This window comes from Pseudoalteromonas sp. SG44-1, from assembly GCF_014164315.1.
GTDB lineage: Bacteria > Pseudomonadota > Gammaproteobacteria > Enterobacterales > Alteromonadaceae > Pseudoalteromonas > Pseudoalteromonas rhizosphaerae.
In genome coordinates this window covers 1-603 of record NZ_JACJEW010000230.1, presented here as the reverse complement: position 1 = coordinate 603, position 603 = coordinate 1, and the positions used below count along the sequence as shown (strand labels likewise).

General features: G+C 41.1%; 2 protein-coding genes. Both read right to left on the bottom strand.

The features are described 5' to 3' along the window. Nucleotides 1-194 (bottom strand): hypothetical protein (locus H5187_RS24440; protein WP_182795049.1); only part of this gene is annotated, 194 nt, incomplete at its 3' end. Further along, nucleotides 181-603 (bottom strand): DUF2931 family protein (locus H5187_RS23925; RefSeq protein WP_259398603.1); only part of this gene is annotated, 423 nt, incomplete at its 5' end. The genes H5187_RS24440 and H5187_RS23925, both read right to left, overlap by 14 nt.

Sequence of the window (603 nt, the reverse complement as noted above, 5' to 3'; positions counted from 1 at the left end):
CTATATCCATTTATTAATTGTGATTGCCATTGCTCATTTGCTTCAGCTTGTTCTGGCTGATTGTAAAAAAGCTCGCGTTGTTGGTTTTTAGTGGTGAATTCAGCGTCTTCTTCTGGGCCATGAGCTACGGGCTGCCTCTGCGAATACTTTATAGAACATAAGCTTAGGGTAGTGGCTTTACTACTTATTCTCACGCCATTGGGCTTGTCCTGAACCAAGTTCGTGTAATACGCGACCTGTAAACCCCGCTGATGGTGTATTTGAAACCCAAACCTTTATCTCACCTGATTCACCCATACCAACTATTAAATATGGGTAAATATCAGTTTCTACTTCGCCTGTATGGTAACTAAATCGAGGTAACTTATTTGCAAACTTATAGCCACTTTTATCTATTGCCACTTCACCGTAGTAAATTCTATTTTCTGACTTATCTAACCATTCAACAGCGACTTTTTCTGGGAATTTTTGATCGTAAACACCACTTGTTTTACCGGCACTTTGCCAGCAACAACCAAGGCTCCCCATAGGAATACCCCAACTATTATCAAAAGTGATTGATTGCACCCAGATTTCATTACCCTTTTGTGTCGCACCGCCTGC